The 8202-nt window shown below is 59.7% G+C and carries 4 protein-coding genes and 2 pseudogenes; 2 read left to right on the top strand and 4 right to left on the bottom strand.

Annotated features, from left to right (window positions below; all coding sequences use genetic code 11):
* The coding region (locus EN932_RS22665) for a prolyl oligopeptidase family serine peptidase (RefSeq protein ID WP_164890574.1) at window positions 1–1695 on the bottom strand (1695 nt) is incomplete at its 3' end.
* Window positions 1696–1912: 217 nt separating this feature from the next.
* Between EN932_RS22665 and EN932_RS22660 the strand changes: the two genes are divergently transcribed.
* Together EN932_RS22660 and EN932_RS22655 are read left to right on the top strand one after the other, a co-directional pair.
* A complete protein-coding gene (locus EN932_RS22660) occupies window positions 1913–2173 on the top strand; it encodes a hypothetical protein (protein ID WP_095769041.1) in 261 nt (86 codons plus the stop codon).
* A 93-nt stretch (window positions 2174–2266) separates the two neighbouring features.
* Window positions 2267–2467: pseudogene (locus EN932_RS22655) on the top strand (SMC-Scp complex subunit ScpB); the annotation flags it as partial.
* A 161-nt stretch (window positions 2468–2628) separates the two neighbouring features.
* On the opposite strand, the gene EN932_RS38045 reads toward EN932_RS22655, so the two are convergent.
* The 3 genes and pseudogenes from EN932_RS38045 to EN932_RS22640 form a co-directional block, all read right to left on the bottom strand.
* Window positions 2629–2865 (bottom strand): hypothetical protein, encoded by a 237-nt coding sequence (locus EN932_RS38045; RefSeq protein ID WP_063169293.1) that lies wholly within the window; start codon window positions 2863–2865, stop codon window positions 2629–2631.
* A gap of 116 nt (window positions 2866–2981) precedes the next feature.
* Window positions 2982–3665: pseudogene (locus tag EN932_RS39000) on the bottom strand (integrase); the annotation flags it as partial.
* A 243-nt stretch (window positions 3666–3908) separates the two neighbouring features.
* Window positions 3909–7442, bottom strand: coding sequence for an autotransporter domain-containing protein (locus EN932_RS22640; protein WP_082826570.1), 3534 nt, complete (start codon window positions 7440–7442; stop codon window positions 3909–3911).
* Window positions 7443–8202 lie beyond the last annotated feature (760 nt).

Raw genomic sequence — 8202 nt, 5'->3', positions numbered from 1 at the left:
ATGCTCAGGATAGCGGGTCAGCATGTTTGCGATCAGCAGGCCGCCATTTGAGCCACCCTCGGCGGCAATCCGCCTCGGCAGGGTGATGCCCCTTCGCACGAGGTCGGAGGCAACGGCGGCGAAATCGTCGTGGGCGAGACGCTTGCCCTCCCTGCGCCCGGCTTCGTGCCAGCGGGTGCCGAACTCGCCGCCGCCGCGGATGTTCGCCTCGACACACGTGCCACCGCGCTCGAGCCACAGCTTGCCCAGCGGGGAGTTGTAGTAGGGCAGGAATGATACGCCGAACCCGCCATAAGCGGAAAGGTGAATCGGAGCATCTCCGTTCCCGTTCGCCGGACCAACCTGCGTATAGGGGATCAGCTCATGATCGATAGAGACTGCCTCGTGGCGCGTGACCACCAGTCCGGATGCATCGAAATTCTCCGGGCTGCGCTTCAGGATTGCTGAAGCGCTGAGAGACGGCGCGGCATTCAGATCGAACAGCAAGAGCTGCGGCGGCGTGATCGGATCCTGAGCACAGATCAGGACCTCTCCATTGGTCTCGTGAACTGCCGCATCGAATGACCAGACGTCGACAGTACCTTCGGCGGGCAGGGTGTTCAGGACTCGGCGCGTCCATTCCTGGTGGCCGGGAGTGAACATCTCGAAACGCGGTGCGAGATTGACGAGGTAAGAGATAATGAGCTTCCCGTCATTCCAGAAGAATGACTGCATGGAGCGCCTTTCCCCTGGTTGAAACAGGGTCTCAAAACGGCGTCCGCCGGCGAGGAAAGTGGAAAGCGAGATGACGATCAGCGCGTCGGCGGGATGGGTGGTGCCTCCCACCGTCCAGGGCTTGCGCGGCCTTACCGCCAGCCAGTCGCCGAAGACCCGCCACGACGCGTCGCGAGGAAGATCGATCTGCCTCCTCGGCCCGCTCCTATCGCCGATCCAGCTGATCTTCTCGAAGAAGGCCGGCTGCTCGATGAACCAAAGGCGCTCGCTGCGGCCGGTGCGGTCCGAATGACCAGACACTTGGAAGCTTTCGAACCCGGCCTCGAAGATTGCCGGCGTGGTGAGGGGATCCGCGTCACGCTTCCACAGTCGAACTGTGCGCGCATAGCCGGAGCGGGTGGCCATGCCATTACCAAGCGCACTGGAAAGCAGAAGCGTGTCAGGGTCCAGCCAATTAACGTAGCCTTTGGCCTCGGGGAGGTTGAAGCCGTCGGCGACAAAGCTCAGAGAAATCAGGTCGAATTCGCGATGCACGACCGCGTCGCTGCCGCCGCGCGACAGGCGCAGAACGGCTCTTTCCCGTCTCTCCGGCTCGATGGACGCGCCGTCCCAGATCCAGTCCTCTCCGTCGCTAGCCGCGAGAGCATCCAGATCGAGCAGTAGCTCCCATTGGGGATCCGCCTTCATGTAGGCGGCAAGGGTGGTCCGGCGCCACAGTCCGCGTGGATTACCGTCATCTCGCCAGTAATTGTAGAGGTACTGACTACGGCGCGCGATCAGGGGAAGATTGTCGCGATTGTCGAAAATGGCTGTCAGAGCCGCGCGGTCGCGCTCGAACTGCGTTCCACCGAAGTGCTTCAGAGTCCTTGCCGATTGGCCGGCGGCCCAGGCAAGTGCCCGCTCGCCCTCTACATCTTCAAGCCAGACATAGGGATCGTCGTCGGGAGCATCAAGCGTTGGACGGACATCAAATGCGTTCATGTCCGGACAGCCTTCAGAAAGAAGGGATAGAGGCTTCCGTCGGCTCGGGAACGCTCAGTGTCGGTAGCGGCGCCCACATGTTCGAAAAGCGTGATCATTGATGAGTTCTTCCAGTCGGTGCGGCATCGCAGTGCTTTTGCGCATAGGGCCGCAACCTTCGTGCCAACTGGGAAAATCGTTTCGGAACAATGCGATCGCTCTGGAAGCGTTGTGTCACATGTCCGACATCGTCGAGAATCCGACAACGAGTGCTCCTCCTAATCACCGGATCAACCTCCGGCGCCAGTCGTGGACACTGTGCAGAACTCGAGAAGTGAAGCTCATTGGAGTGAACCTGGTTGACGCCCAACATCTTCGCTCTGGAGCGCTTCACGCACACGGATTCATGGCAGACACCATGATGCGATCGATGCTGTTAGAGACCAAGCTGGCTGCGCCTGTGAGTTTCAGCCGCCAGCTGGAAGCAGCGGAGTTCTGAGGAGAAGGGTGGGGGGCCCAAGCCCTGCCGCAATCTTGGCCTGCACCGTCCCCTTGATTGTTGTGGGTCAACGTCTGCCTGCCCGCTGAATTTGGCACGCCTTACACCTACGTCACGACCAAGACCTTCCTGTTGCACTTCGGCCTCGACACACTGCGGGATTTGCCCGATTTCGAGGCGATTGAGGTTGCCGCGCTGCTCAGCAAGGAGAAGCTGCTGGCGGGCGATACTCCCATCGGGCTGGTGAGTGGTGGAGGAGGTGAGGAGCGACACTCCAAGGCCAGGACGGGCTAGCGCAGCAGATACATGGAAGTAATCGCTTGATATGAGCGGTTGAGAGTCGAATCAGGGAACTATGCGATCACTATCGATAAGAGGTGGCAATATCGATCGTGATTGTATCGGGCCACTCTACGGCGAAGGAGGCGGCAACTTGTGTCTCCGACCCGAAACGATTACCTTGCGGCCATTATGAGCAAGCATTTGGCATCCGTCTTGACGACGTGAACGCGCCCTGCAGCGTACAGCTGGACGACGCGGCGCTGGCCGATTGCTTTGCGGATCTCGATTTGGCCAAGCAGCATCCCGCTCATGTCAGCGCCTTTCTCGGCGAGGTCCCTCTCGCCCAGCAAGTCGAGTTCGCAACCGCGCACCACATTCGCGGTCGACGAGATGAAGGCTTTTGCCGCCAAGTTCTCTGCCTGGTCCGGCGAAAGCTATCCGCTCGCCGCATAATGGCTGGACATGATAGCCGACGCCCGTCCCGAATGGCGGCGGCTTTTTCGTATTATATCGACCTGATCGACAAGATGCGGCGGAACAGGGGTCCACGTGCGATGCGGCCAAAGCGGATCCAGCTCTCGAGCGCGACTACGGGGTAGGTGTGGTCGCTGGAGCCGCGGCCGACCTCGACCTCGCGCCAGCCGGTCTTGCCGCGCAGGGTGACCAGCAGCCCTTGCCGTCAAAAATCTCGATCCAGCTGGCGCCATCGCTGTTGTCGTCGCGCATGACGTCGAGACCGACGATCTCGGAGCGCCGCAGGCCGCCGCCACAGCCCAGGAGCAAAATAGCGCGGTCGCGCAGGCCCTGAGGTCGTGGCCGAGCGTGGCGATCATCGCCAGCAGATCGTCGCCAGGACCGCCTCTTTCTGCCGCGGTGGCTTTGCGTGCTTGCGGCGAATGCCGGCAAGAACCTTATAGATATGCCGCTCCGCGCGGTCCAACGGCCGGCCGCGCTGGGTAAAGTTCCAGGCGAGGCCGGAAAGCCGCCGCTCGATGGTCGCAAACTAAAGGGCAGGGGCGCCACGCTTCGGATCGCCGGCGGCGGTGCCCGAGGCACAGGCGCTGATATTGAGCCTGATCACCTTCGAGCCCGGAGGCAGGGGATCGAAGCCAGCGCGCCGGCACCAGGAGGAAAAATGCCGCCAATCCTTGGGGTAGGCGTCGCGCGTGTTCTCCGAGGTGGCGTTGTAGCCCCTCGCGGTCTCGACCAGTTCCTGGACATGCGCCGGGACTCTTTGAGCCGGGTCTCCATCTCCTTGTAGAGCTTGTCAAGCTCGCCATCGACTGGCTTCAGGTCGTCGATTGAACATTGCGTCATCATAGGCTTTGTGCCTTGTTGTAGCAGGCATCGTCCGTTCGCGCGGCGGACACAGACATCACCGTCGCTGAGCCGAGAACGACGGTAAAAGAAAATGCACTCACTGACTTCATAACCAATCTCTTTTGCGGGTGATTTAGAAACGGACGCCGAGCTTGGCGCTGAACCCGTGTGTCTGGGCATCCGAGGCGATCTGTCCCTGATAGGCGATGCCGAACGTCGCGTTCTCGGTGATGTTTACGTCAAGCCCAGCTTCGAGCAGAGCTGCGTTCTTTGCGATCGGCACGCCCTTGATGGCGAAGGAGGAACCGCCAGCAAAGGCAAGAGCGGTATCCGGCCTGACGTCGCCGAAGGCGTGGCGCCAGCCAAGACCGCCGCGCGCGGTAGCAGTCACGGTGCCGAGGGTCAGTACCGTCGACGCACGCAGACCTAGCGTGGTAAACGCCGTGTCGCTCGAGCGATCCCCGCTCGACAAGGCGGCTGCGCCGCCATTCTCGGTGAAGCCATCGGCGTCAAAATTCACATAAGCGAGATTAGCGTAGGGCTCGAAGGAAGCCGAAGCCGTATTGATACGGTAGCCGAGCTCGCCAAAGGCCTGGAACGTGCCGGCGTCGTAATCGGCCGAAAGGCTGTCGGCGAAGCCTGGAAAGACCACGGACCTGCCGGTCTCGATGCTGTGCCAGGTATAGGCAAGGCCGGAACGAAAACCGAGATTGCCGTTCTGCGTGCCGGCAAAAAGACCGAGATGGTAATTCTCGCTCGAGCCCGACGACGCGCGATCGTCCGCCTCCAAGGAGGTATGGCTGTAGCCGCTGATGAGGCCGAGCCGCCAGCTTTCGCCGACAGCCGCGTCACCGCCAGCCAGAAAGCCGCCTGTCGAGTGATCGAGACCGGCGGCATTGCCGTCGCTGTCGAGATGACCCCAGGCGCCGAAGCCACGGCCCCATACGGCGAAATTCTCACTCGTTGCCGGGGCCAGTTCCAGACCACCCAGCCCATAAGTCATCACCGGAACGCTGGAGGCACCGACGCCGTCGAACGCCGCACGGATCCGTTCGCTCGCGGCATCGCGTACAGAATGACTGTCCTCGATGAGGCCGCTATGAATGGAAGCATGAACCTCGCCTGATAGCATATCGAAAGCGTTGCGGGCTTCCGGCGCCGTCAGGAACAGGATGTTGTCCTGGATCGGATTACCGCTTCCAAGCGCCTGAGCCGCTGCGGCGACCGAGCGTTGATTGAAGGTGCTGGCTACATCGGCAAACGCCGTCGATGTGCGGCTGATATCGAGATAGACATTGTTGGCATCGTAGACGAGCTGGAAATCGACGAAGGGCGTCGCGTCTGTCGCCAGAGCCCCCGTCAGCCCGCCATAGGTGCCGCTTACGCCGCCTGCTGCGGAGAGCAGAGTATATCGGGCATCGACCGATAGCGTTCCCTGCCGCAGCAGCTCGATCTGCGCGCCGCTGTCGATCGCCGCTGCTCCGCCAACATCGATGAGATCGGACGACCTTGCGAGGTCGACCTGATAGATCGATCCGGACTGCTGCGCGAAATCGCCCGTGACAGTCAGTGTGGTGACGATCCTGCTCGGATCGGTCGCACTGCCAGGAGCGACCGTGCCGCCCTCGGAAATGGTGACCGCACCGTAGGTGCCGCCGCCTGCGACGACACCGCCGCTGTTTGCGATAGCCGTGCCCCCGATCTGCCCGTCATTCCCGAGAAAGCCGGACGTGGTCGCATCATGGGAAAGCACACCTGTATCGGCAAGCAGCAATCCCGCGCCGGAACCGACCGTCGTCATGCCGGAAAAATTGTTCTTTCCGCTCAGCGTTTGCACGCCACCGGCAACGAATAGTTTGCCGCCCATATTATTGTTATCAACGTCGAGGTCGTTGATGCTGCCGGCGAACGTGTCGTTCGAATCCGTTAGCACCAGGGTACGCTTGCCCAGTTCGACCGTTCCGCTGCCACTCAGGCTACGAATACGGGCATCGTTGTAGGCGTCGGAGATTCCCCAATAGTCGCTGCCATTTCCATGTTCGGAGATATCGAACGTGCCGTCTGCAACGACTTTCGCTGACCGTTGGATGTTGCCGAGCCCCGCAAGCGAGAGATAGGCATCCTGAGCAATATTCGTCTCGCCGGTGTAGGTGTTGACATTCGTCATCCGGACCACCGTCTTTGTATCAAGCGTCAGCGATCCGGAGCCGGAGACGACACCCGCTATGCCGAACCCGCCCTCATTCCCCATGCTCGTCGTGATCCTGCTCAGACCGGTCCCTTCGGGTGCGGATGAATCGGTAGAGAAGTTGCTGGCAGTGACGAAATGTGACGTATAAGCGGTATACTTCTTCTCCAGATCGAAAATGACCGATCTGTTTTTGAAGAAGTCAAGACCGGCAACAAAACTGGTCTGGTCATTGGGTTGTTCCGTCGTGCCGCTGGTGTAGGTGAAGTCGATATTGTCCAGCCTTACCGGATCGCCATCCGTTCCTGCGATTGTAACGCTCGGGATGTTGCCCGATGCGCTTACGATCTCGCGTTGCTCATTTCTCCGAACATTTTTAAGTTTGACGCCCGCATCCTGAAATTGCTTCAGCATCGCATCACTGATCTCCAGACTGCCACCGCCCGGTGTGCCGGTGTCGAGCAATACCGCGGTCTTGTTGGGGTCGGTGATTGGTGGGGCTCCATCCTTAACCGTGTACTGCAGATTGTAGCTGCCTTCGTATTCGGTCGAGGCATTGGCGCCAGAGCCAGGAAAATTCTGATAAGAATCCTGATCTTTTTCCTCGGGTTCTCCCCATGGCATGGCATTAGTATATTGGGCCCGGAGGCTTGGATTGAGGTTGACAATCGTGCAGGGGGAACAGCCAGGCGTTTGGTCGCTCTCGGAATCCGGATTCACATTGGCGGAGACCACGTAGCCAGACCTGGTGACACTGCCCATCATGCCCCAGACACTTGTCTTGCCAAGAAAATCGCCGGCCCCGAATGTACCTGCGAAATCGCCGCCTTCGTCTGCCATCTTGCCAGCGGTCATTTTCGCCCGCTGCTCCTTATCGGCGTGATAAGGTTCTTGGAGATCCTGACCATACATATCTTTAAGTCCATCCGTCACGGATCCCGGCGTGCACTTAAGATTGTTGTCCTTGCAATACGCATGGGTATAGACAAAATCGAGAATGCGAGCAGCCCGGTATTTCTTATCGCTTACAGACGGCCCGTCGATTGTTATCTTTTGATCTGGATCGACATATGTAAATTTATCAATTTCCACGTTCTGAAGCTTATTACCATACGTTCCGTCCCCGTACGTATATACGTAAGGCGTGTCGGCAATCGGGCGGACCCCGGTCACCTCTGACCCGATCTGCGTGTTGAGCTGGTCCGAGCCCGTGTCGAATACGTATCGCTGCGCGTTGCCATTGTTGATCTTGGCCCAGATGCCCAGGCGGTCATGGCCTTCCCCGACATACTCCAGCGGGATCGAAATCGGGTCGTCGGCCAACGCTTCTCCAGTTGGAAATGCTACCAGACCCACCCCGAGAGACACAGCCGGCAGGAATACCGTCGTCATCGCGGTGGTTGCCGCCAGAAAGTTCTTTGTCCTGAAACAAGCCTGCATACCTGGTCCTCGAAAAAGTCTCGCAAACTGATTGTTCATTGGAACGGCCTCCTGAATTGTTTAACGAGACCCTTTATGGCGGCCCTGGCTGACAACAGCCTGAAAGCTGCAAGCGGCCTGCGAGAATGGGGCGATCCTGAATGACGACAGGTGCTGTCAACAATGGATGAGTGCTCGGCCTGAAAGCTGAGCACGCTTTATGCTCAGGCTGCTGACAAGGCCAAAGCAGCGTAAGTGCGGAGTGAAATCCAAGGTCCACATGGGTCGTCGCGCTTCCCGTGCGCCTGGGAAGGCGCCGGCCCGGCCAAGCTTTCCCAGATCGTCCGGATGGCGCACAAGATACCGGTTCAGGTCGATCGAGATGGAGGCCGAGGCGTATGCCAAGGCGGTCGACTGCCTGACGAAAGATCAGAATGCGTCGCTGGCGCTCTACGATTTCCGCCGGCAGCGAGCTCAGCTCCTGCCGGGCATCCGTGTTTACTGGCGACGAGACACAAGATGTGCCCAAATTGCCACCAGACCGTCACCTGCGATGAGTTTCGGCAACTGATTTTGTCCTTTCAATCGTCGCCACTTCCTGGCCGCGGCCAACATGGGCCACTCGAAGGCAGCAGACTGGCGGCTATATGGACGGGCTGTGAGCCCGCACCGGAGACATTGGCGAAATCTACGATCTCTATAGCAACGTCAAGGAGAAGCGCGAGGTGTTGCAGATGTGGTCAAATCACATCGAATGGCTGATCAAGCAGGCTGCGGATGACGCTCTGGCGGCGTAGCTGCTGGCATGGGCGGAAGATGC

Origin of the sequence: Mesorhizobium sp. M7A.F.Ca.US.002.01.1.1, from assembly GCF_004022955.1 — a bacterium.
Taxonomy (GTDB): domain Bacteria; phylum Pseudomonadota; class Alphaproteobacteria; order Rhizobiales; family Rhizobiaceae; genus Mesorhizobium; species Mesorhizobium ciceri.
This window is presented reverse-complemented; position numbering and strand designations above follow the sequence as displayed.

Coding starts and splice junctions, on each gene's coding strand:
- EN932_RS22660 (WP_095769041.1), top strand. CDS start 1,913: ATGTCCGACATCGTCGAGAATCCGACAACGAGTGCTCCTCCTAATCAC.
- EN932_RS22640 (WP_082826570.1), bottom strand. CDS start 7,442: ATGAACAATCAGTTTGCGAGACTTTTTCGAGGACCAGGTATGCAGGCT.